The following is a 20,968-nucleotide window of genomic DNA, read 5'->3' as shown; positions in this document are numbered from 1 at the left end:
CCCGAGGTTCTGCGAGTAGAAGCACAGGTGACCCGGCCGGTCGGTCTCCCAGGACCGGAACCAGCCGGTGCGCACCGCCATCGCCTCACGGGCGGTGCGCCCGAACACGTGGACGTTGAAACGGATCTCGCGTTCGTCACGCACCGACCGCAGGAACGTGGCGCCGTCCTGTTTGGCGCCCTTCGAGCGGAGCAGGCTCGTCGGACCGAACTCGAACCCGTCCGGATGATCCGACAGCAACACTCCTTCGGTCCCGGAGTTCACCCCGGACAGGTGGTAGGTCCTGCCCGGGGTGCCGTCCAGCTTCGGCGGGCCGATCCACAGCAGCTTCGTATCGTCGAACTCGAGGATGTTCACCCGGGCAGACCTCCCATGCTCATCTGCGCCAGCGAATCGCGCCGCAGCACCTGCTCGATCTGCCGGCCGACCTTGTCCGGATCCATGCCGTAGGCGTTGATCGTGTGACCTCGCCGGGTGGCGAGCTGACCGAGCGACTTCAGCAGCGACTCCTGCCGCTGCCCCAACTGTTCGAGCGCCGCCCCGCTCGCGCCGGACGCGCCCGCCCGCAGCGCCGCCAACTCCCGCATGTCCCGGTCGTAGCGGCGCTTGTCCTCGGCGGTCTGCACCCACTCCGTCTCACCGGAGAGGTTCAGTCCGGCCATGCCGTGCGGCAGCGGACCACCGGCATCGCGGAGCACCGCCGGGATACGGAGGCTGTTCACCAGCTCTTCGAGCCAGCCCGGCGAGCCCGGTACGACCGGGCCCTGGGTGGCGATCTCCGCATCGGAGAACGTCGGGGCGACCGCCGGACCGACCTGCTGCTGGGCGATCATCGCCGGGATGCCGGTCGTGCCGATGCCCTCCAGCAGCGGGCCGCCGATGTCTCCGGAGCCGAACAACAGCTTCGGCACGAACCCGAGCGGCGAGTCCTCGAGCCCGAAGGTCTCGAGGACGCCGCCGGCGAAGACCTCGGCGAGTTCGAGGCCGACCGCGCCGAGCGACTTCACACCCGACCCGGAGCCGGATCCGCCCTTGCGGCCCTCGTCGCGTGCGTTGAGGGCCTTCTGCAGGTCGAGGTCGGCGGCCAGGCGCTCGTCGTCGGTCGAGCGCGGATCGGCGTAAACCGCGTTGCGGTCCTGCTCGGCCTCCTTCACCGCCTGCTCGAGCTCGACGAGCCGGATCTGATCGTCGGTCATCCGGCCCCGCAACGCCGGGGCCGCGGGCGCGAGCTCGTCGCGCTGCTCGACCTGCTCCTCACGCAGCGCGTTGATCGCGGTCTGCAGCTTGTCGTCGGCCTCGTCGCGTTCGAACTTCGTCGACTCCGGATCTGCGTAGACGTCGTTGCGATCCCACCGCGCCTCGTCGACCGCGCGTTCGAGGCTGCGCAGCCGCAGCTCCTCGTCGGTCAGGTTGGTCAGCAGCTCCGGCGCCTCGGGCGAGATCGACGCCCCCGACTCGGCGGCGCGCTTCTTCTCCTCGAGCTCGCGGACCTTCGCCTCGGCCTGGGCGACCTTGTTCTCGGCCTGGTCCTTGTCGGCCTGCGACTTCTTCGGATCGTTCATCGCCTTGTCGCGACTCTCGATCGCCTGCTGCACCGCGATCCGCGCCGAATCGAGCTTCAGATCGTCCTGCTCGTCCCACGTCTCCCGGTTACGCGGCCGCCGCCGCTCGTACCCGCCACCGGCCGACGACTCGTCCCCAGGTGGGACGAACGCCGACACCGGCAGGTGCCACTTCAGCGGCAGGTTCGGATCGTCCGCGCCGAGAGTGGAGTGGCCGAAGACGACGCCGGCGCCGCCCGACTCGAACGGGATGCCGTCGAGGGTGGCGGCCATGTGCGAGTACATGCCGCCGCCGCCACGCATGACGCCGATGTTCAGCGCCGACCGCGGACCTGGCCCGTCCTCGAAGCCGAGAGCGTTGAAATCGGACTCGGTGGTGAACCAGCGCGTGTTCGGATCCCGGCCGGTGAGCATCGCGTAGCCGGCCGAGACGTAGCCGGAGCAGTCCCACGACGGTGAACCGACACCGCCGTACTGGTACTCCTTGCCGTCCTCCCCGCTCAGGTACGACGTGGCCCGGTTGACCGCGATGCGGCCGCCGGTCTCGAAGCCGGGCAGCTTCGGGAACGTGCCCGCGTTCATCATCGCCAGCTCGCGGTCGTACTTGTCGGACATCTCGCTGCGGATGACCCATTCGCCGCCGTCGACCATCGCGATCGGCATGCCGCTCGGATCGACCGCGTAGATCCCGTCGGTGGTCTCGGTGCCCGGCCCGGTGGTCGGCATCCGGCCGCCGCGCTCACGTCCAGGTGGTCGTCGTCCGAAGATCCGCTCGTACTCGTCGGGGGACATGCCTGTCAGGCCCGCCGCGTCGAGCGCCTGCCGGGAGCCGGCGCCGTAGGTCGATGCAGTTCGGCGGACCTCGTCGATGTTGATCGTGACGTTGACGTTCTTGTCTTTGATCCCGGCCAGGTGGATCTGTACGGAATCCAGGTCCGCGATGGCCTGAGCGACGGCCGCCTTGACCTCCGGCGTGGCGGTGGACTTGTCCAGCTCCTGCAGGTCGGCGAGGGTGATCGCCTTGCCTTCCTTGAGCTTGTCCAAGATCGCCCCGACGGCAGGGTTGGCCTCCTCGGCGTCGAGTTGGGCGATCAGTGCTTTCGCCTGATCGACGTTGAGGTCGAACTCGGTGGTGTCGGCGGTGACCTTGACATCGGCCATGGTCCCGCCGGTTTCGAGGGTCTTGCGGATCACCTGCTCGAGACCCGCGACGGCCAGCTCGCTGTCCGCCTTGATCTCCACGATCCCGTCCGGCAGGTCCCTGAGCTGCAGACCGACCCCGCGCAGTACCTCTTTGACGCCCTCGTCGTCGATCGGCAGCTTGATCACGTTGTCCGGGTCCCGGATCAGCTGATCGCGCACCTCGACGAGCTTCTTGGTCACCTCGTCGGCGCCCTCCACCGCGAGGTGGAAGATCAGATCCTCGGGCAGGTACCCGCGCGCCGCGGCGAATTCGCGGACCTTCTCGATCGGCACGTTGTACTGCTCGGCGAGCGCGGCCAGCTGTAGTTCGGTCTGCGCCATCGCCTCACGCGCCTTGGCCTGCGCCTCCGGGACGGTGGACCCATCCGTGATGGCCTGCTGGTAGGCAGCTTCGGCGACCTCGACACTGGCGTCAGCGAGATCACGCAGCGTCGCCGACAGTGCCTGGCCGTTCTTGGTGTTCGTGGCCAGGGTGCCGTTCTGGGCGATCAGCTCCGAGCCATAGCCCTGAGACTGGTCCACCACCTGCTGCGTCGACTCGGCAACATCGATGATCGTCTGGTTGTACTCGTCGAGCGCCTCGGTGTAGGACACCTGCCCACCGGCGAGGATGTCGAGGATCCGCTTGAGACCAGCGACCTTCTGCTCCGAGTTGCCGGCGCTCTCGGCGATCTGCTCGATCGCATCGCGGATCGCCAGATACTCGGGTTCGATCTGTTGCGCGACTCGCTGCGTGCGTTCGAATTCTTCACGCTGCCCCTGCAGGGACGCGACGAGTTCGGCTCCGCCTTCGGTCGACTGGTCGATACCGTCGATGAAGATGTCCCAGCCGGACCGCGATCCGGCCAGCGTGGAGGCCAGCTCGTCGCTCTCCATCCCCAGGCTGTTGAGCGCGTTGCTGATTCGTTCTGCTCGGCCGGCGACCTCACGGTCTTCTGCGAGCATCTGCCGGCCGCGCTGCTCTTCCCCGTTGAACGAGCCGAGCATGTCGTTCCACTTTTCGACGACACCCGCATACCAGGCCGGGGCGGTGTCGGCGAGTTGTTCCTGTTCCTCGCGGAACTTCGTGATGGACTCTGTGGCGACCGCGAGGACGTCGTCCGTGATCAGGCCCTTGGATTCGACGAATGCCTTGGCCAGATCGCGCTGGGAGGCAGCGGCTCGTTCGGTGGCATCGGACAGGAGGGTGTTCTGCCGTTCGGCTCGCTGAACCTCGGCGATGATGCCGGAGACGGCCATGCCCGCTGCTGCGAGACCGACCATCCACGGACCGCCGAACGCCGAGATCACGTTGCCGGCCGCGGACCGCATGCCCGACAGGCCAGCTGCGGCAACACCTCCGACGCGTCCACCGAACGTGACGGCCGCGGCGCCCGCATTGCGGAGTGCCCCCACCATCCGGCCCGACTCGGTCGCGGCTTCCCGCTGGCGTTGCGCGAACTCAGCGGATCGCGCCGTCACACCCCGGTAGGATTCGCCCATCCGAGCGATCGCCGGGGAACGCGCCTCGAGCGTGGACCACGCCGCGGCCACGTCGGAGATCTGTTCCTCGTTCTCCGCCAGCAGGACCCCGAGCTGCTCCACGCTCTGCGTCTCACCCGAAAGGTCGTAGCCCTCGGATTCGAGCTGCGATTCGGCCATGGCCAGACGGACAGCGTCCATCTGCTCCCGGAAGCCCTCGAACTTGTCCTTGATTCCGTCGACCCAGGTGCCGATCCTGTCGTCGCCACCGAACGCCTTCATGCTGGCGATACCGGCGACCGCGAGCTGGATCGGCGCGGGAAGTTCGAGGAACGCGGCGGCCAGGTCTCCGACCACACCGGCGGCCGGCGCCAAGGCGGAGCCGACCTCGCCCGCGATGTCGACCACGCTGCTAAGACCAGACACGATCTGCGGTGCGGCAGCGGTGATGAACTCCGCGCCCTTGGTGGCGAAGGACTGCAGCGGCCCGTCGACAACGTCGTAGATCGACAGGGCGAGACCTTCGGCCGCATTCTGCACACCAGCCATCGCCCCAGGAAGACCCTGGGTCTTGGACGCGGCAACCTCGGCGGCAGAGCCCTGCCGGTCGATCGCCTCCCGCATCGTGTCCCACTTGGCCGCCCCATCATCGGCGGCGATACCGGCCAGGCGCATAGCGTCGGACCCGAACAGAGTCGCCGTCGCCGCCTGGTACAGCTCCGGCGTCATCTGCCCGGCGGCGTCCTCGAGCTGTTCGAACAGCGAACCAAGACCGACGAACCGGCCCTGCGCGTCGTACACCTCCAGTCCGAGGTCGCGGATCGCGGCCTGCGCCGGCTTCCCCGTGTCCGTGAGCGCAAGCAGGGTGGATTTGATCAGAGTGCCGGCGTCACTGCCCTGGATACCTGCGTTGGCCAGCAGGCCGAGACCGGCGACGGTGTCCTCGAGCGTGAGACCGAACTGGTTCGCCACCGCACCGGCCTGCTGTAGACCCTGCGCGACGTCGGTGATCTCCGCCGACGAGGCGTTCGCACCGTTGGCGAGAACATCGGCGGCCTTGGCAGCGTAGTCGGCGTCCAGCCCGAACGCTTGCAGGGCCTGCGACTGGATGGTCGCCGCCGAGGCCGCATCGATCTGCGCCGCCGCGGCGAGCTGCAGGGTGCCGCGGGCCGCGCCCATGGCCTGATCGACCGAGAACCCGCCCTTGGCGAGTTCGGTCATCGCCGCCGCAGCGTCCGTCGCCGAGGTGTCCGCCAACGACGCGTCGTTGCCGAGCCCCATCGCCGCGTCCCGGACCTTCTGCAACTGGTCCGCGGTCGCACCCGACACAGCCTGCAGAGTGTTGAGCTCGTTGGTGAAGCTGTTGCCCAGGTCGAGGACCGCCTTCGCACCGGCTCCGACGCTCAGGGCCACCCCGAGTGCGCCGCCGATCTTCGTGGCGACACCCATCGCCCCGCGCATCCCGGATTCGAGCTGCGCGGGGAAATGCCGCAGATCGGGTGCGACTTCGACGTCGATGCGTCCGCCGGCCATGGCTTTCTCCTCACGCGAGAATGCAGAGACCCCGGAGGCATCACGCCTTCCGGGGTCTCCTACATCAATTGCTATTCAGTTGTCATGGACCGCCGCTCCACGCCCTTCCAGGCGTCTACCGCGATGGCAGGCTGTCAGCCAGCGTCCTGCTGGCCGTCATCTTGCGAGCGGACGAAGTCATCGAAGAACTCCTGGTCGGCCGGAGAGTTGCAGTCGTACGGGCGGGATCGGCCGTTGCCTGCCTGCATGTCCATCTGATCCCGCAGGGCAGCCACCCGCTCGGAACTCGAGATCCCAGGGGTTGCCAAGATGTCGAGGTTCTTCCGATTCTCGTAGACGCCTGGGGTGATCTGCGCGAAGGACTCGCACAGTCGCTGTCGCTCCTCTTCCGGGCTCGGCCCTTGGGGCGATGAGCTGCATCCCACCGCGACGAGACCGACCGCCGCCGCCACCCACATCCGCTTTCTCATGGGGCGAATCATGTCAGACTCGCGCACAGCGCAGCAGAGCCTGTCGCACTTACCGTCCGACGAGAAGCCGCTTCAAATCTGCGGCGCTGCTGATCTTTCGTTCGCCCGACTCCGGCGCATGGGCGGCGACTGCGTCGGCGTATTGCCTGCGCCGAAGCTCGGCGATGTCCGCCGGACGCAGGGCCACCGGCGGTATCAGCGGCATCGGCGGTGGCCTGCGGCCGCTGCGACGTTGCATCTCCCGTTCCTGTTTGACCTGGGGATCATTCGGGTCGGTGATCCAGCTTCGGTACTCGCTGGTGAGCCAGTAGTCGATCCGGTCGACGAACATCGCGAGATTCTCGGCGTCGCGGCCGGCCTGAGCCTCGCGTTCGGCGGCGTCGAGGATCAGGCGGCCGCAGTCGCGCCAGTCGAGTTCTCGGAGCGCTCGGCGGAGGTCGAGGCCAAACCATCGGCGACAGCCTGTGAGAGCACCGCGCCAGCCATCCTCTCGGAGGAGGGAGGCGAGAGCGGCCGCAATTCCCCCTCCGACAGCCCGGAAAGGGAGATGACCTTGTTGAGCAGGCGCGCGACGATGGTAGACGGGAGGTCAGCGACCGCGTCCCAGATCTGCTGGCCCTTGCCGTCGGTGATGAGATCCAGCGCGTCGCGCAACTCGTTCTTGGCGACGAGAGCGTGGAATCGTGCGGCCTCGTCGCCGGTGTAGGTGCACCGAACTTCGGCGTCCACCCCACGCAGGGTGATCGGCTGCGGAGCGCCGCCGTCGATGGCGAGTTCGGTGAGGATGTCGAACCGCTCCACCGCAGGCTCCGGAGCGGAAACCGGAGCCTCACGGTGGGCGTTCTTCTTCGGGGTGCCGGACATGGGGTGTAGCTCCTATCAGGGGGTGGTGACGAGGGGGTTGAAGTCGGTCAGCGGGACGACCTCGCTCAGCGCAAGGAGCTCGAACTCGAAGCCGTCGAGCGTCTCACCGCCGAACACCCGCGGGGGCGGGGTGGCCAGGGTGGCCTTCTCGACGTAGAACCCGGCGCTGCCGGTCTCGTCGACGACCCGGAACAGGGCGGCGAACTCCTCGTCCTGGCCGGGGTTCCAGCGGAAGATGCCGGAGCTGGTGCCGATCTCTTCGATGGTGCCGCCCTGCAGGGCGGTCAGCGCGGTGGCCTTGGAGAAGTCGACGGCCCGGAACTTGATGCGCTCCTCGAGCACGCCCTTGACGTACTTGTACGGCGACGTGCGCCGGTTCCAGACGGTGAGGGGCTTGAGGTCGCGCTTGGGGTCGACGTTGAACCCGGCCTCGACGCCACCGAAGGCGTCCCAGTTCACGACCGGGCTCGTGCCGCTGGTGACCGTGGCGGCGAACGGGTCGGTGGGGATGGCGGTGCCGGCCGGGGCGCGGAAGATGTCGCCGTCGAGCCAGACGAATGCCTTGTTGGGATCCGCGAAAGTGCTCACGGGTTACCTCCTGAGGTCAGCTCACCGGCGGTGAGCAATGGAAAGTCCCGCCCAGGGCGTGTCCGGCAGGCACCCCGGGGCGGGACGAATGAGAGACGCCGAGTGGCGTCAGGCGGGGTTGATCCGCATCTTCAGTTCGGCGCGGATGGTCGCGCGGAACAGCGGAAAGTCCGGTCCGCGTTTGACGTCGGGCGGAAAGGTGATCGGCCCGTCCACCCACTTGCCGGACCAGGCCGCGTTGCGGAACCGGATGGTGCGGGCCTTCCCGATGAGTTCACCGGCCAGGGCTGCGATGTTCCACGCGACTTCGTCGGGATCGATGTTGCCGCCGAGGATTTCCAGCTTCGGCACCCACGCGTCGACCTGGATCATCGGGCGGCGCAGCATGGGGTCGCCGCCGACGTTGCCCGGCGAACGGATCGTCACGCACGGGCCGGTGATCTCCTCGGGAAGGTCGCGGGTGGCGATGTTCTCCGCAGGGACGAGTGCGACGAACCCTGGCTGCCCGGTGAGGAATGCCCGGGCGGCGCCGGGCGCGAACGGCATGGCCATCGACTATCCCCCTCTCGGCTGCCAGCCGGAGTAGCGGCCGTACTGGCGTGCGGCGTCGGTCACCGACGCATGGGCCGGGGTGTCACTGGTGCCGTACTCCTTGAAGATCGACTCGTCGTCGTTGTCGACGACGAAGACGCGGTCTCCTTGGACCTCGACGTCGATGCCGTCCCGGTATTCGCCGGTGTAGACCGGCGCAGCAGAGCGTGCGTCGGCGGCGGCTTTGCGGGCGATCTCGACCCTGCCGTCGAACGAGAGCGCGCGCGCTTCCCTGCGGGCGCGATCGCCGTAGACGGTGATCCGATTCGCCACGACGTCAGGACTTGCCGTCGGACTTCGCCGCGGCGCCGGTCGTGGTGGCGCTCACCGGCTTCGCCTTCTTCGCCTCCTGCGCGCTCAGGTGCTGCTGGTAGGCCTTCGAGTCCTCGGACGCCCAGTGGGTGTTGCCGGCGTCGTCGGTGTAGCTGACGATCTTGTTGGTGGGTTTCTTCGCTTCGGCCATGTCTGGCTCACTCCTTCATGTCGGATACACGGCGCACGTTGGCGGCGATGTAGGCAGGTCGACGCGAGCCCCGAGCCGGGCGCCGTACTCGCGGGGTGCCTTCGATCTGGTAGATGACGTTCTGGTCGTCGCGGAACCGGTCCCGCCGGCCGGGGAGGACCGGGATGCCGGGATCGAGCAGCAGGAGGTACGACGACACCACGTGCCCGGCTTCGAACTCGGTGTTGCCGGCATCGACGGATGCGGCGGAGAGCTGCCGCTGTTGCAGCAGCCCGGTCCAGTGGATCTCCGTCGGTGGGGACGGGATGCGGTTGCCGGTCGAGTCGTCCTGCGTCGGTGGGTTGTCGACGAGCAGCGTCCACGACTCGGGTAGGCGGTTCATCGGCCGAGCCGAATCGTGAAGGCGCCACCGGCGGCGGACGCGTCCGGCTCGGGGGCGAGCGACGCCATCTCCTCGTCGGTGAAGTACACCAGCCCTTGGTCCGGGTCGGCGTAGGTCGTCTGGATCTCCGGGTACTGCTCGGAGCGGACGCGTGTTCCGACGCGCAGGGCATCGAATGCCCTGTGCACGACGGTGACCAGGATTCCTCGCACCAGCCCGATTCGGAGGGTGCCGTCGGTGATTCTCTCGTCGATGTCGCCGATGACTGCGCGTGCGGCCGGGGTGCGCAGCTTCTCCGATGCGAGTTCGATCAGCGAGTTGACCTGGATGAGCTCGGGCCCGGCCAGGGTTTCCCCCAGCCGGGCCTCGACGTCAGTCGTCTCGACGAGCGTCTGCAGCGGCGCGGTCATGCACCGTCACCGGTGCGATCGACCGCGAACCCGGCGGCCTCGATGCGGGCAATGATCTCGTCTCGGGTGGCCTCAGCGTCCTCTGGGGACGCAATGCCGAGAGCGAGGGCGTACTTCTGCCACTCCTTCACCCCGGACCCCTTGCCTGTGCGTGGGGGCGGGTCCGGAAGCGGCCGGGACACGGTGGCGGGCTGCGCCGCGCCGACCTGCACCCATCCCTGGGACAGGTACCGGTCGGCGACGTCGTCAGCTACGGTGATCGACCCTCCGCCGTAGGGGAGCCGGAGGGTGATCACGCGGGGGTGGCTCCGGTGATCCGGACGAAGCGGTTGACGTCGCGCACGGCGAAGCCAACCTCGACCTCGGCGCGCACGGCGAACATGTTGCGCTGCCACAGGTTCAGCGCGGTTCCGCCGTCGTTGAGGGTGGCCTGGTCGGCGATGTCGATGCGGATGCCCTCGACGTAGCCCCACACCGCGGAGCTCCAGTCGCCGCCGAAACCGATGGTCTCGGGGGTGCCGGGCGAGCCGGCGGCACCGGCCTTGTACGCGTTCGGGGTCTTGAACACGGGGCGGGCCAGCATGTTGCCGACCGAGCCCTGCGTGGTCACCGAGTCGATGAAGATCGGGCGCTCGTTGCCGTCCTTCGCTCCGAGCGCGGCGATCTCACCCTGACCGGACAGGGCCCATGCGGTGACGTCACCACCGTTCGCGGCGACCGCCCCGAGACCGGCGAGGATGCCGTCGTAGAAGTTGGTGGAGACCGACGCGGTGGGCGCACCAGCGAGGGTGTCGAAGCCGGACCCGGGGGACGCTGCGAACCCGAGAGCGGTCTGGTCGAACGTCTTCGCGAGCGCACCGGGCAGACGCTGCACCAGCGCGTTGTACAGGCCCGGCAGGTCGCGCTTGAACTGGTTCGAGAAGGGCTCGATCACCGCGAGGGTGTAGCCCTTGATGTTCTTCGACCCGAAGGTGGACCGGCTGACCGGCTTCTCTTCGGTCTCCGCGGTCCACGCGGCGACCGGGTCACCGGTGATGATCGGCACGTCGACGCCACCACCGGGCAGGGGGATCTGGCGGCACAGCTGCTGCACGATCGACTGGTTCTGCGTGTTCTGCCAGATCTCGTTCGAGACGGTCTTGGGCAGGACGATTCCGCTGGTGCCGCGGTTGATGTTCGAGGGAGCCATGATGGACTCGCGTCCTTTCAGTCAAAAGGGGTGGATCAGGAGAGGAGCCGGCCAATCGCGGACTCGAAGTCCTGCTGCGGGGTGGCCTTGCCCTTACCTCCGGCTCCTTGCGAGCGGTCAGGCTTCGGGCTCTTCGAGGCACGTTGCGTGCCGTCGGAACTGGACGCAGCGAGGTAGGGCTTGCGTTCCAGAAGATCGGTGATCGCGGCGGCGATCTCGTCCTGGTCGACATCGCCGTCGTCGTCGACCTCGAAGTCGTCGAGGTCGAGGAATCGGAAGGCGTCGGCCGGGTCGGACAGTTTCCCGGCGGCGGCGGCGCGCACCTCTGCCTTGACGATGCGGGCGTTCGCCTTCGCCAGTGCCGCGGCGTCGGCCTGGCGCTGCGCCTGCGCGTTCTCGTCGTCGCCGGTTTCGAGTTCGGCGACGCGGCTCTCGGCGGCGACGCGCTTCGCCTTCTCCGCCTGCCACTTGGCTTTCATGGCGTCGAGGGCCTTCTTGCCCTTGTCGCCGAGCTGGTCGGCGCCGTCGGGGTTCTCGTCGTCGTCCTCCCCGGTGTCCGTATCGACGTCGACGTCGGAGTCCTGGTCTTCGTCGCCGACACCGTCGGTGCCAGCCTCGTCGTCGTTGTCGACGGCGTCGCCGTTCGGGTGGCCGTCGCCGTCACGCATCGGGAACTTCCGCGATGCCAGACCGCCGCGGGTGAACTCGACACCGGGGATCATCCAGAGGGGAAGACGAGTGTTCTTCATGGGAGTGGTCTCTCCTTGCGAGAGGTCGGTCCCACCCGTTGCGGGCAGGGGAATCGGGGCATGACACAGGGCCACGAAGCGGAATGCCGCAGTTCGGGGTCCTCTGGGTCGGTGGGTGATTCGAGCGGGAATCAGGTCATGTAGCCGTACAGTTTCAGCAGCCGGATCGCATCGGCGCGGTCGTCGGCGAGTCGTAGGATCGACTCCGGCATCAGCCGCGGCGCCCGGGCTTGGAAGTACCGTCCGGTTCGGACGTCGGTTTGTCGTTGCGCGTACCCGGCGCGGCTCATCGCCCGGTAGGCGACACCGCGGCGGGTGATTCCGGCGGTGGTGGTCTCGACCATCTGCCCGTACACCTCGGTGCGGGACAGTCGGCCCTTCGGGATCCACCCGGCGAGGTTCGTCTGTGCTGTCGACATGCCGGAGCGGGCGTTGACCACCTGGTTGATGTCGGCGCCCTCGCGGATCACCTCGGCGCCCGCCTTGGTGAAGATCCGGTCCTGCTCGGACGCAGGGAGGCTGTGGAAGTAGCGGTCCGGGTCGATCCGCAGGTCCCCTGCCATCGACTCGCGGGACGGAATGTGCCGGCAGTCGCATCCAGGGTGGCGCAGGAACCCGCGGTTGTAGCGGTAGAACCGTCCGGCGAGGATCACGCACCGGGAGCACGACGGCGGGTTGAGCATCCGCACGTACCCGACGCCCGGCCGGGCGGCGACACCGACCGATTCGACGGCCCGCCCGGTGTCCGATATGAGGGTCTTCACCGCAAGTTCGAGCCACCGCCCACCGGTCTCGAGAGCGACAGTCTCAGTGGCGCCCGCGGTGATGGCGCGTTTCGCGGCGATAGGGCCGCCCGCGAGCAATGCGTCGACGGGGCGTCCGTCTCCGGTCACCCCGACGACCGCGTCCGGCACGATCGCCCCCTCCGGCGCGACGTCGATGTTCAGGGCGTCGACGACCTCGGGGATGAACGCGGCAGACCGAACTGCGATGCTCTCCTGCGCCTGCAGGACGGACATCAGCAAGATCGGTTCGATCATCTGCCACGAGGCGTCGAAGTCACTGCCCATGCGCCGCCACAGCCGGCGGATCATTATCACCAGGGCGGCGGTGGTGCGCTGCTGGTCCGCCCAGTAACGCCCGGCCTCAGGCGGCAGCATTGCCACCGGTCACATCGTTGAATGTGCGCGTGATCCGATCCAACTGCGGGTCCTCCATGTCACGCGCCCGCATGTCCTTGAGTCGCTCGATCTCCGTCGGCGACTTCCCGAGTTCTTCCCAGGCCGCCTCGGCGGGGAGGAGGGACAGGCCGCGGCCGTCGGTGGCGGTGTACTGCTTCACCACCGCGTCGGTGCGCTGCGCCACCGTCGGGGTCGCCGCGTCGTACCACAGGGACTCGAGACCGTCGAGCGGGTCGGCGTTCGCGCCATCCCGGATCTTCACCATGATGCGGAGCGTTTCGACGGCCGCATGACCGAGGGCCTGCTGGTCCATCTCGGCGGACTTGACCAGCTTCGCCTCACGCGAGCGGATCGCATCGGCGGATGCTGCATCGTCAGCGGAAAGCCCGAAGTAGTTCGGCGGCAGAGACGACACACCCGACGCGAGCCGGGCGTACAACTCAACCATCCGCTCGAAGTTCGACATGTCCGACGACGACAGGTTGCCGACCTTCGCGTCCTGGTTGGCCAAGCCCCACACGGACCCGAAGTACGCCTCCCACACCGGCAGCGGATTGCCGTCCTGGTCGACGAAGTCGCCCTTGGTCACACCCAACGCGTACCGCTGCGGCACCGCGTGTGTTTCCTGTGCAACCTGCGCGTTCGTGATCACCCGGGCCGCTGAGTCAGTGATCGGGATGACGTCAGCCATCGCCGACACGCCCTGACCGGTGCGATGCGAAGGGATCTGCGTACGCCGCCGCCGGAACGTCGGCACCACCGGCACCACGCCAAGGTTGTGCTCGTCCTTCTCATCGATCGACCAGCCGCCACCCGACGACGACAGATAGACCGTCTCCTCCGGCAGGTACAGGGTCGAGGCGGTAGGCTGCCCGTTCTGCACGTCGTACAGACGCAGCGCCGCCGACACCTTCCCGGTGCGCGGATCACGCTTCGTGATCACGTTGCGCGGCGACTCCACCGTCACGATCGGCGTCGACGGGTCATCCTCGTTCGAGCCGATGCAGGCGTAGGTACGTCCGAATATCTGGTAGTCGGCACGCGCCATCGAGGACTGCTCGACCATGCGGGCCCGCTGCCACATATTCCACAGGTCCTGCGCCCGTCCATCGGCCCCCGGCAGCCGGAACCCCTTCTGCTCGAGACGCTCGTTCACACCATCGACCGCGATGCGCGGCCAGTTCACGATCACCGTGAACTGCAACAGGTCCGGCGGAATCGCCAACCCGAGCTGCTGCAAGGTCTGCTGCCCGTCGTAGTACTTGTCCAGCAACTCGAAATCGGGCGCCAGCTTGTTCAATTCATCCGAGAGGGAATCGAAGACCTTCTTCTGGTCATCGCCTAGCTCTGCCATCTCTTCACCCCCTCATCGGAACACGATCACTCGTCTGTCCACTGCGGATTCCTTCGCCCATCCGGCCTCGCGGGCATCGGATGCGGCCTCGTGCGCCAAAATGGACGCCATCGCGGCGTCGATCTTCTGGTGGTCGGCGGGCTTGCCGAGGATGTACTTCTGCCCCGGCTTCGCGACCTTGCGGGCATTGGCGATATGCACCGCGGTGATCGGGCAGCCGTCCTGCGAGATGCGCCCGGTGGCGAGGTCTGTTTCGAACCGGCGGATCGAGTCGTACATCTGCCGAATCCGGCTCGTGGCCCACTCGAACACATGCTCGTCGCCGTGCCGCAGCGCCCAGTCCCCGATCTCCGACCGCCAGTCCTGCGGGTCGCAATACATCCGCGACACCTCGAACCGGTCGAACAGCTCATCAACCGCGGCATCCACCTCGCCCCGAGGGATCTGATCACCCCACTGCGCCGGATCCCAGATCGTCGGCCGCTTGTCCGGCCCGTACCGGGGCGTGAAGATCAGCCCGTCGATCGTCTCCGCCTTGATGGCGGTGAAGTCGTTGTTCTCCGAACCGTCGAAGCCCAACGAGATGCGGGTGCCGGCCGGAGGTTCAGGCAGCCACAGCATTCGCCCACCGGTCCTCCCACAAGCCGTCACGCAGCCACGAACCAGCGCCGTACACGATGCGGTTCCCGAAGAACCGCTCCGCCTCCGACGGGTCCTTCTCGATCATCTCGTTGACCTCGGCTTCGATGCCGTCGAGGTTCTTCAACGCCCACGGCACACCCGCATAGTTGAACTGCAGGATCCTGCGGCGCTGACGCTTGTCCTTGAACGACCAATCGGCCGGCGGCAGCCGGAAGTCCCGGTTGATGTCCTCAGCGGAGGATTCGAAGGTGCGCTGCGCGACACTGTTCTCGGACGGATCCCACGCATTCGTCGTCTCGATCGCCCGGCCACCCATACCGGCCAGACCACGACGCTGCGTGCGCGCCGTCTTCGTCATACCGTTCGAGTCCGTCCAGATGCCGGTCTCGTCCTGCGGCACGAACGTCACACGCTGGCCCAGACGCGAGGTCGCCTTCGAGGTCACCACGTCGATGCGGCCACCACCGGGCAGACGGATGAACTCCTCACCCGTGCGGGGAATGACCTCCGACAACGGGCCCCGGTCGATCATCGGCCGCAACGCCCCATAGGTGTTGTCCGTCTGATCTTCCGTCGTCGCCGTCACCTGGATCAGCGGAGTCGGCCACGGCCGGCCCATCGGCTCACCCGGCTCGTACTCGTACACCCAGCCGCAACTACAACCGTGCTGGTTGCAGCGGTAGAGCTCCCCGCCCTCGGCGAAGCCGTCGAACAGGACCGGCCCGACACCCTCGGCGCACACGAACGCGGCGATCAGCGGGGACTTGCCCCACTTCTGCGCGCGAACCAACTGCGAGCGGCGATAGACGAACGCCTGCGCCAACTCGCCACGCTTGGCGGTGGGGCGGATCGCGTAGTGGTTCTGCACGAACGTCAGCTGCTCGGGCACCAACTCCAGCATCGTGCCGGCGTCGAACCCGTCCGGGACAGCGCAGTGCTGCTCGATCCAGTCCGGGACGACGTCGAGGGTCAGATCAGGAGGCCTCATCGGACCTCGCGGCCTTGCGGCGCTCACGAGCCGACATTCGGCGCTGCGACTTCGGTGCCGTGTCCTCGTCCGGCTCCTCCGGGACACCGATGCGGATCATCGCATCGGACATCGCCTTGTGCGTGAGCAGGAGCGAGTCCATCTGCTGGCGCACCAGGTTGCGGGCGCCGGCCGATGCCTCCGAGGCCATCGACTCGACCAGGTGCCGCACATGCAGTGCGACCTCGATCTCCATGCCGTTCTCACGCCAGATGATCGACTGCGGCTTACGCCAGTACGTCTCCCACATCTCCGACTCCGCCACCGACATCTCCGGCAGCGGGCACGGTGGCGCTTCGGCCTCCGGGGGTTCGGTCGGCAGCGTCCGCCAAGACCCCTGTTTCTGCGACATCGCAGACCGCAACGAGTTCGGATCCTTCGCCGGGCCGGAGCGGGTGCGCGAACCTCCAGACGTCATTCGTGATCACTCCTCAGTGGGGCATTGCGCCTCCCGAGTTGGGCCGGCCTTGCGCCGGTCCGGAAAGTTTTGAACCCGCCGCGGACTTTTTTGCCCTTACCCGCGGTCGGGGAGAGTGGGTGCGTTGGGGGTCACCCCCTCCCCCTGCCCCTCAGGTGTGGGTTCGGCGGCCGGCGGTGGCTCGGTTGCAGGCCGAGTGTTCGGGTCCGAGGTAGCGGCTGCGGTCATGGTCGTCGTGTCCGAGGTCCCAGGGCTGCCCTGGTTGGATGGTCCGGCCGCATCGGGCGCAGCGGGTGGTGCCGGCCTCGACTTTGGGGCGCCATGCTTCGCGTAGGTTGCGGTGGGCTTGGCCGTAGCCTCGTGCGGTTGAGGTGCCGCGTCGCCGTTCGGTGTCGCGTCGGTGTTGTGCGCAGCGGGCCTCGGGCTGGATGGCGGGGCAGCCGGGCTCGGTGCATACGCGCTTACGGGCCCTGCTCATCGGACGAGCCTGAGCAGTCGGACGAGCAGGGCGAGCCAGGGCTTGAGTGCCATCAGCCTTGCATGTCCTCGACCGTGGCGGCGGGGCGCACGTCGATGACGAGGCTGTCGCCGACTGGCTTCCAGCTGCGGATGACGCCGTGCAGCATGTGGACGGGCCGGCCCTCGGGTGGGTTGAGGTCGCCGATGAGGACGAGGTACTTGCGTGGCCCGGCGGCGCTGAGGCGTGCGGCGAATTCGGAGGTGGCGGGGATGGTGATGGTGATTCCGCCGTCGACCTGTGAGGTGGCGTCGGTGAGGGTGGTCCACTGGCCGGTGCCGGCTTCCTTCACCTGGATGTCGTCACTCATCGGCTCGTGCCTCCTCGGTCTTGGTGAGTAGCTGCTGCACGACGTCGGCGTGTGCGCGTGCCTTGGTCGGGGCCTGGGCGTAGACGCCGCAGGGGTGCGAGGCGACCCAGCTTCCGTCCCGGCCCTGTGAGGTGACGATCTTCTCGGGGTCGTAGAAGTCCTCGGGGTCCGGGGTGGGCCAGGTGCCGTCGGGGTTGCGTTCGATGTGGATGCCGAGGTCGCCGCTGGGACCGTTGGGTGTGGGCACCCAGCGCTTGGTCTCGTGTTCGGAGTGGAAGCGCCAGCCGCAGTCGACGAGGTATTGCGCCATGCGGGCGGATTGGTGGATCTCGACGCGGGTGGGGTCGGCGACCTTGCGTTCGCCGATCGTGTGTTCGGGCAGGTGCAGGACTGCGAGGAAGTCGGCGAGGCGCTTGACCTCGGGATCGAGCTCGGCCTCAGCCGCCCGTGCGGCCACGGCACCGGAGAGGCTGTCACGGATCCAGTCGAGGTACTGCGGGGTGACCCACTGGCCGGGCGAGTTGGGGTTCTCCACGTAGCCGGGTGGGGGTGTTTTGCCGCTCGGGCGGAAGTGGACTTCTTGCAGGACTTCCTTGCCGTCTTCGCGTGGGGTCACCCTGTGGGTCCTTGTCTTGTGGGGTGTGGGATGTGGTGTCTCGCCCCCACACAGCTTCGTCCGCCGTTTTCGATGGTTCTTGCGGGAGCGTGTGTGGGGGCGAGAGTTGGGCGCCCCGACTCGACCGGGTGATCAGTCGCGGGAGTCGGGGCGGGCTTGTGTGGGTGTGCACGTCAACGGTTTGTGGGTGCACGAAACTGTGTGGGGCGCAGTGATTCTCGGGCGGGATTGTGCGTTATGGTGGCGGGAGCGTCGAATCCGGCGTGTCGGTTACTGCAGTTAGGGGATCACGTGTCCATGACCCAGCATCACTTCACTATCAAGGCGCCGTCGCGCACTCCGTTCGAGGATGTCGAGAACATCGCTCTGCGGGACGAGGTGTTCCCTCGCATGCAGCGTGAGGGCAAGTCGGGGTATGCCGACCTGATGGTGACTGGTCGTACGAGCATCAGCGGGGAGCCGGGGATGTCGAACTTCCGGGGGTCGTACAAGATGTAGTCGCGTCTGCGCCGGGGACCCGGTCTCGGGTGCCCCGGCGCGACGGAAGGTCGGACCGCGCACGTCCTAGGAAGCGGGCCCGCGTGACGGTTTCGCGCCTGTTGGCCCCACCGTCAATGTTTGTATGCCGTCGATGGCCGTGGCGATCGGCGGCATTGCGCGGAGAGCGGCAGAGTCGAACTGCTGGCAGTTACGCCCGATCGGTTTTCGAGGCCGGCCCGCCACCGCTGGCGGTTCACTCTCCTGGTGCCCGATGTCTGCGGGCAAGAGATGACCGAGCACGCACATGCTTCCCTGGGTCATCGTGCGCACGCCCTGTTGATTCAGGTATTGCCAGCCGCCCCTGGTGCGGGACTGGACTGTCGGTCTATGCAGATGCGCCAGGACTTGAACCTGGAACCGGCGGCTTTGGAGACCGCTGCTCTGGCCATTGAGCTACGCACCCATGCCCGCGCTTTGTGAGGCCGTGCGCAGGAACGGCGGCTAGCGCCTACCCCAGCCAACTGGGCTGGATCAGCACTGGTTACCCGACGCCTGCCGTAGCTGTGAACGTCGGGCCGTCCCGCGGCGGCCGTACCGGCACGGGATCGTTTGCTGGCCTGTCAGGACTCGAACCTGAAACCGGGCGGTTAACAGCCGCCAGCTCTGCCAATTGAGCTACAGACCAAAGGTGGCAGGGGGATGTCCAGTCCCCGCCGAGCGTCGACCTCGGATTCGATGTAGTCGCTCGGGCCACGACGATGCAGCTACGCACACGGTGTCCGCCCGCCAGGGCTTCGCCTCACCCACTTGGGCGTCGGTATCCCGCTTCGTCGTGCACATTGCGCGCGGTCGAGTACGCGAACTCTCTGTCACTGCCAGCGTCGGGAGCTACCCGACGCTTTGTCGCCATGTCAGGAATCGAACCTGCGTCCACCCGGCGCACCCGAGGAGCTCTTCCATTGAGCTACAAGGCGGAAAACCAGCCCATTCCTTGAATGGATGGGCTGATCGATTGGCGATAGCCTATACCACTAGGCGTTACACCCAGTCAATAGTGGTAGCAGCCCAGGTCATGCCGCCTTCCCTGCGGCGCAAGCCAGCACCTCCCCCAATAGGTACAACGTGCTGCCGTCGAACGTGTACTTGCGGATCTTGCCGCGGGTCGCCCACACGCGGATGGTGGAGGCCTTCACGCGCTCCCCGGTCTGTGCGGTGAGTTCCTCGAGTTCGACAGCGGTGCCCATTTTCTGCGTGACCGCGGCCTTCACCAGCGGCGACACCTCGGCCGGCGCGTCCGCGGGCCCGTCGATGACGGCGCGGGCGGTGGCGTACTCGTCCAACAGCCGCTGCTCACGCTCCACCCCGAACCCGTCGGGGTCGTGGCGGTACATGGCCGCGAGCCAGTCCGCGGCGAGAACAGCGGTGTACGTCCATCCGGGGGCATCATCCGGGAAGGTCGGTGCCGACAGTTTGAGTTCGATGACTTCGCGGTTGAGGCGGTGGGTGAGCCGGCGGACAGTGTCGAGTGCGTGGGCGTTGATGGGGAGGTGTGCTGCGCTGTGCCCGGATGATCCGATGCGGGGTCCGCCGCGGACGACGGGGGGTGTGGTGACGAGTGCGTTGAGATTCGCGAGGATGTCTGCGGTGGAGTTGAGGTCGTCGAGGAGGGTCACGCGGCGGCTCCTTCCAGAAACGCGCGGAGGGCGTCCCGCACGTAGTCGGGCAGGGCGTCAGGGGTGGCGAGTGTGAGTAGTTCGCGTTCGGTGGCGACGATGGTCCATTCACCGGCGACGCTGTCGTAGTGCACTTCGGAGACGATTGCGTGGGTGCGGACGGGGAGCGGGTGCACAGTCGCAGTCATTCGGCCACCCGCTCTGACTGGAGCGGCGAGTAGCTCCCGCCCTTGATTGCCTGGACCGTGTCGCACGGCCACGCTGTGCGGCACTCCGGGCAGTACCAATTCAGGTACGCGTCCACCGCTGAGCCCTTGTTCTGTGGGTACGGCGGGGTGTGCAGCTTCCACACCGCATCGACCTTGCCTTCGGCGCGGATCGTGCAGTCTGCGAGCCGCTCGATCTCGGCCCTGTTGGCGTTCGCAGTGCGCTCGACCTGAGCGCTGGCGTATGCGGTGGCGGTGCGTTTGGTGGTGAACGGCCACTTCATTCTGTGGACTCCTTCTCGAGTCGCTGGATCTCGCGGGCTACGTACCAGGCGGCCTTGCGTAGGTCCTCGAGTTCCTTCGCGCGGAGCTGTTTCGCTTCGAACGCGGGCATCCCGAGGTCCAGGCCCTTCTTGCCGGCGCGGGCGAGGTACTTGACGGCGTTGCCGCGGTTGAAGGTCAGGTTCTCGGTGATGTCGATGACTTCGGCGCCGTTGGAGAATCCGGTGTAGTGGCTGGGGTGGTTGACCGCATCATGCACAGCGTCCTGCCGGTCCCATTCCTCTGCCGGATCCGCTCCCGGATCCCCTCCCCGGTAGCCGGTCACGGCTTCCCTGATCTTCTGCGCGTTTCCCGGGCCGCCGACGAGCGAGACGGGGTCGATGCCGGCGGCGTCGAGTTTGTCGGGCTTGGGCTTGGCGGGTGCTGGCATGTCTTCGGTGATCCATCCGCGGTCGAGGGCTTGGCCGATGGTGACGGCGCTGGCGCCCCATTGGTCTTCGCGGTGGATGGTGTTGTTGTCGAGGGCTTCACCGATGGTGGTCACTTCACATCCTCCTGCAGCGGCTTGCCGCGCTCGTCGAGTCCCTTGCTGCGCAGCCACGCCAGTCGAATTTCCTTCTCGGCCCATTCGAGGTACTCGGTAGCGTCGTGCCACTCACCGAGCCCTTCGGCTTGCTCGTGCAGATCCCGCATGAGCTTGTCAAGGCGGTCCTGTACGTCCCGGAGCTTGGCTTCGGCGCGGTCGCGTTCTTCGCTGGCCTGCATCATCTCAACGATCGAGCCCGCGCGGCTGACTC

General features: G+C 67.4%; 26 protein-coding genes, 3 tRNA genes and 1 pseudogene. 1 reads left to right on the top strand and 29 read right to left on the bottom strand.

Going from position 1 to position 20,968, the window contains the following annotated elements:
- From AIIKEEIJ_RS31890 to AIIKEEIJ_RS31790, 21 genes and pseudogenes are all read right to left on the bottom strand, one after another.
- Window positions 1-357 (bottom strand): annotated as a pseudogene (locus AIIKEEIJ_RS31890) (phage tail protein); the annotation flags it as partial.
- Window positions 354-5,759 carry a phage tail tape measure protein gene (locus tag AIIKEEIJ_RS32795; RefSeq protein ID WP_238406434.1) on the bottom strand — a complete coding sequence of 1,802 codons (5,406 nt, stop codon included), beginning with the start codon at window positions 5,757-5,759 and terminating at the stop codon, window positions 354-356. The gene AIIKEEIJ_RS32795 and the pseudogene AIIKEEIJ_RS31890, both read right to left, overlap by 4 nt.
- A gap of 134 nt (window positions 5,760-5,893) precedes the next feature.
- A complete protein-coding gene (locus tag AIIKEEIJ_RS31880) occupies window positions 5,894-6,229 on the bottom strand; it encodes a hypothetical protein (RefSeq protein WP_161996092.1) in 336 nt (111 codons plus the stop codon).
- Between the two features lie 49 nt (window positions 6,230-6,278).
- On the bottom strand, window positions 6,279-6,560 hold the full coding sequence (locus AIIKEEIJ_RS31875; RefSeq protein WP_161996091.1) for a hypothetical protein: 282 nt from the start codon (window positions 6,558-6,560) through the stop codon (window positions 6,279-6,281).
- Window positions 6,561-6,616: 56 nt separating this feature from the next.
- Window positions 6,617-7,093 (bottom strand): hypothetical protein, encoded by a 477-nt coding sequence (locus AIIKEEIJ_RS31870; RefSeq protein WP_161996090.1) that lies wholly within the window; start codon window positions 7,091-7,093, stop codon window positions 6,617-6,619.
- A gap of 15 nt (window positions 7,094-7,108) precedes the next feature.
- Entirely contained in the window at window positions 7,109-7,681 is a 573-nt protein-coding gene (locus tag AIIKEEIJ_RS31865; protein ID WP_161996089.1) for a phage tail tube protein, read from the bottom strand.
- 108 nt (window positions 7,682-7,789) lie between these two features.
- A complete protein-coding gene (locus AIIKEEIJ_RS31860) occupies window positions 7,790-8,233 on the bottom strand; it encodes a hypothetical protein (RefSeq protein ID WP_161996088.1) in 444 nt (147 codons plus the stop codon).
- A 3-nt stretch (window positions 8,234-8,236) separates the two neighbouring features.
- Window positions 8,237-8,545 (bottom strand): HK97 gp10 family phage protein, encoded by a 309-nt coding sequence (locus AIIKEEIJ_RS31855; RefSeq protein ID WP_161996087.1) that lies wholly within the window; start codon window positions 8,543-8,545, stop codon window positions 8,237-8,239.
- 4 nt (window positions 8,546-8,549) lie between these two features.
- Complete coding sequence (locus AIIKEEIJ_RS31850) at window positions 8,550-8,735, bottom strand: hypothetical protein (protein WP_161996086.1); 186 nt, start codon at window positions 8,733-8,735, stop codon at window positions 8,550-8,552.
- Window positions 8,736-8,742: 7 nt separating this feature from the next.
- Window positions 8,743-9,117 carry a hypothetical protein gene (locus AIIKEEIJ_RS31845; protein WP_161996085.1) on the bottom strand — a complete coding sequence of 125 codons (375 nt, stop codon included), beginning with the start codon at window positions 9,115-9,117 and terminating at the stop codon, window positions 8,743-8,745.
- Window positions 9,114-9,527 carry a hypothetical protein gene (locus tag AIIKEEIJ_RS31840; RefSeq protein WP_161996084.1) on the bottom strand — a complete coding sequence of 138 codons (414 nt, stop codon included), beginning with the start codon at window positions 9,525-9,527 and terminating at the stop codon, window positions 9,114-9,116. Before AIIKEEIJ_RS31840 ends, AIIKEEIJ_RS31845 begins: the two co-directional genes overlap by 4 nt.
- The gene (locus AIIKEEIJ_RS31835; protein ID WP_161996083.1) at window positions 9,524-9,823 is read right to left on the bottom strand and encodes a hypothetical protein; all 300 of its coding nucleotides are present in this window, start codon (window positions 9,821-9,823) and stop codon (window positions 9,524-9,526) included. Before AIIKEEIJ_RS31835 ends, AIIKEEIJ_RS31840 begins: the two co-directional genes overlap by 4 nt.
- On the bottom strand, window positions 9,820-10,716 hold the full coding sequence (locus tag AIIKEEIJ_RS31830) for a phage major capsid protein (RefSeq protein WP_161996082.1): 897 nt from the start codon (window positions 10,714-10,716) through the stop codon (window positions 9,820-9,822). Before AIIKEEIJ_RS31830 ends, AIIKEEIJ_RS31835 begins: the two co-directional genes overlap by 4 nt.
- A gap of 35 nt (window positions 10,717-10,751) precedes the next feature.
- The gene (locus tag AIIKEEIJ_RS31825; protein ID WP_202917114.1) at window positions 10,752-11,465 is read right to left on the bottom strand and encodes a hypothetical protein; all 714 of its coding nucleotides are present in this window, start codon (window positions 11,463-11,465) and stop codon (window positions 10,752-10,754) included.
- 131 nt (window positions 11,466-11,596) lie between these two features.
- Window positions 11,597-12,631, bottom strand: coding sequence for a hypothetical protein (locus AIIKEEIJ_RS31820; protein ID WP_443217110.1), 1,035 nt, complete (start codon window positions 12,629-12,631; stop codon window positions 11,597-11,599).
- Complete coding sequence (locus AIIKEEIJ_RS31815; protein ID WP_161996081.1) at window positions 12,612-14,000, bottom strand: phage portal protein; 1,389 nt, start codon at window positions 13,998-14,000, stop codon at window positions 12,612-12,614. Before AIIKEEIJ_RS31815 ends, AIIKEEIJ_RS31820 begins: the two co-directional genes overlap by 20 nt.
- A 12-nt stretch (window positions 14,001-14,012) precedes the next feature.
- Entirely contained in the window at window positions 14,013-14,621 is a 609-nt protein-coding gene (locus AIIKEEIJ_RS31810; RefSeq protein ID WP_161996080.1) for a terminase, read from the bottom strand.
- Window positions 14,605-15,630 (bottom strand): terminase, encoded by a 1,026-nt coding sequence (locus AIIKEEIJ_RS31805; RefSeq protein WP_161996079.1) that lies wholly within the window; start codon window positions 15,628-15,630, stop codon window positions 14,605-14,607. The genes AIIKEEIJ_RS31810 and AIIKEEIJ_RS31805 overlap by 17 nt, the downstream gene beginning before the upstream one ends.
- Window positions 15,617-16,087 carry a hypothetical protein gene (locus AIIKEEIJ_RS31800; protein ID WP_161996078.1) on the bottom strand — a complete coding sequence of 157 codons (471 nt, stop codon included), beginning with the start codon at window positions 16,085-16,087 and terminating at the stop codon, window positions 15,617-15,619. Before AIIKEEIJ_RS31800 ends, AIIKEEIJ_RS31805 begins: the two co-directional genes overlap by 14 nt.
- Window positions 16,088-16,617: 530 nt before the next feature.
- On the bottom strand, window positions 16,618-16,914 hold the full coding sequence (locus AIIKEEIJ_RS31795) for a hypothetical protein (protein ID WP_161996077.1): 297 nt from the start codon (window positions 16,912-16,914) through the stop codon (window positions 16,618-16,620).
- The gene (locus tag AIIKEEIJ_RS31790) at window positions 16,907-17,530 is read right to left on the bottom strand and encodes a hypothetical protein (protein WP_161996076.1); all 624 of its coding nucleotides are present in this window, start codon (window positions 17,528-17,530) and stop codon (window positions 16,907-16,909) included. Before AIIKEEIJ_RS31790 ends, AIIKEEIJ_RS31795 begins: the two co-directional genes overlap by 8 nt.
- Window positions 17,531-17,827: 297 nt before the next feature.
- On the opposite strand from AIIKEEIJ_RS31790, the gene AIIKEEIJ_RS31785 reads away from it, so the two are divergent.
- Window positions 17,828-18,028, top strand: a complete 201-nt coding sequence (locus AIIKEEIJ_RS31785) for a hypothetical protein (RefSeq protein ID WP_161996075.1) — start codon at window positions 17,828-17,830, stop codon at window positions 18,026-18,028.
- A gap of 372 nt (window positions 18,029-18,400) precedes the next feature.
- Here AIIKEEIJ_RS31785 and AIIKEEIJ_RS31780 read toward each other — a convergent pair.
- The 8 genes from AIIKEEIJ_RS31780 to AIIKEEIJ_RS31745 all read right to left on the bottom strand — a co-directional run.
- Window positions 18,401-18,473, bottom strand: a tRNA-Trp gene (locus tag AIIKEEIJ_RS31780).
- A gap of 149 nt (window positions 18,474-18,622) precedes the next feature.
- Window positions 18,623-18,695 (bottom strand) — tRNA-Asn (locus AIIKEEIJ_RS31775).
- Between the two features lie 218 nt (window positions 18,696-18,913).
- Window positions 18,914-18,984 (bottom strand) — tRNA-OTHER (locus tag AIIKEEIJ_RS31770).
- 96 nt (window positions 18,985-19,080) lie between these two features.
- Entirely contained in the window at window positions 19,081-19,683 is a 603-nt protein-coding gene (locus AIIKEEIJ_RS31765) for a hypothetical protein (protein WP_161996074.1), read from the bottom strand.
- Window positions 19,680-19,871 carry a hypothetical protein gene (locus tag AIIKEEIJ_RS31760; RefSeq protein WP_161996073.1) on the bottom strand — a complete coding sequence of 64 codons (192 nt, stop codon included), beginning with the start codon at window positions 19,869-19,871 and terminating at the stop codon, window positions 19,680-19,682. The genes AIIKEEIJ_RS31765 and AIIKEEIJ_RS31760 overlap by 4 nt, the downstream gene beginning before the upstream one ends.
- The gene (locus tag AIIKEEIJ_RS31755; protein ID WP_161996072.1) at window positions 19,868-20,173 is read right to left on the bottom strand and encodes a hypothetical protein; all 306 of its coding nucleotides are present in this window, start codon (window positions 20,171-20,173) and stop codon (window positions 19,868-19,870) included. The genes AIIKEEIJ_RS31760 and AIIKEEIJ_RS31755 overlap by 4 nt, the downstream gene beginning before the upstream one ends.
- A complete protein-coding gene (locus AIIKEEIJ_RS31750) occupies window positions 20,170-20,715 on the bottom strand; it encodes a DUF3310 domain-containing protein (RefSeq protein WP_338020966.1) in 546 nt (181 codons plus the stop codon). The genes AIIKEEIJ_RS31755 and AIIKEEIJ_RS31750 overlap by 4 nt, the downstream gene beginning before the upstream one ends.
- Window positions 20,712-20,968: hypothetical protein (locus AIIKEEIJ_RS31745; RefSeq protein WP_161996071.1), on the bottom strand; the 257-nt coding region annotated here is incomplete at its 5' end. The genes AIIKEEIJ_RS31750 and AIIKEEIJ_RS31745, both read right to left, overlap by 4 nt.

The sequence above is a fragment of the Rhodococcus sp. YH1 genome, assembly GCF_009939605.1.
Taxonomy (GTDB): Bacteria; Actinomycetota; Actinomycetes; order Mycobacteriales; family Mycobacteriaceae; genus Rhodococcus; species Rhodococcus aetherivorans.
Note: the sequence above shows the minus strand (reverse complement) of the source record. Positions and strands in the feature narration are given on the sequence as shown.